We start from the raw sequence: 959 nt of genomic DNA, 5'->3' as shown, positions 1-959 counted from the left end.
GCAGTGGCGCAGCGTGTGCGTGCAACCACCCTTGGTGATGCCCGCAGCCTGCTTGGCCGCCCCGTAGTGGCGTTGCACGCTGGTGGCGCTCAACGCAGCCCCCGTGCTCGGGTTGAAGAACAGCCGGCCCGCCTCGCTGCGGTGGCATTGGTAGCGTCGGCAATGCGCGCGCAGCAAGCCCAGCAGGGTCGGGCTCAGCAGGGTGTAGCGGTCCACCCCAGCCTTGCCCTGCACGATGCGCAGGCACATGCGGTCCGCGGCCGAGTCCACATCGCACACCCGCAGGGCCAGCGCCTCCGACAGCCGCAGGCCGCTGGCATACAGCACTTGCAGCAGCATCCGGCTCATGGGCCGGCGGCAGGCCCCCAGCAGTTGCGCGATCTGCTCGCGCCCGAGCAACTCCGGTTGACGCTGCGGCGTGCGCGCCACCGGCGGCTGCATGCCCCGGTCCTCGCGTCCGAGCACGTGCCGGAACAGAAACCGGCTGGCCGAGGACACCTGGTTGATCGTCGAGAACGAACGCCTCAAGTCCTTGGACAGGTGCAGCATGTAGGCCTCGATCTGCGCCGCATCCAGCTGCGCTGGGCTGCGCCCGTAGTACTTGGCCATGCGCGCCAGCGCGTCCACGTAGGTCTGCTGCGTGCGCACCGCCAGCCCGCGCACCTGCATCGCATCCACCATCTGTTGTCGCAACGGGGTCATCGCCTTCTCCTGTCTACCGGGGTCCATTCCCCGACCGAAGGCTTCTCCCGCTCGCCTTCCCAGGCAAGCTCCCCCACAACGTCAAACGCGGTGACCACCCTCGCCAGGCAGCCACCGCGTCAGCGGTTTAGTTCAACTAGTTATCGACCCCATTTTGCGCCACCAACAACCGTGATGCTCCCGAACATCCCCGATTGAACCGGCGTCAAGTGGCTGTCTCCGTTGAATTTTCGATCAATCCCTCACACGGTATCATG

1 protein-coding gene is annotated in these 959 nt (G+C 66.5%); it reads right to left on the bottom strand.

The features are described 5' to 3' along the window. Positions 1–702 (bottom strand): phage integrase N-terminal SAM-like domain-containing protein (locus I73_RS18140; RefSeq protein ID WP_040500808.1); only part of this gene is annotated, 702 nt, incomplete at its 3' end. Positions 703–959: the final 257 nt, after the last annotated feature.

Origin of the sequence: Ideonella sp. B508-1, from assembly GCF_000333615.1 — a bacterium.
Classification (GTDB): Bacteria; Pseudomonadota; Gammaproteobacteria; order Burkholderiales; family Burkholderiaceae_C; genus Ideonella.
This window is presented reverse-complemented; position numbering and strand designations above follow the sequence as displayed.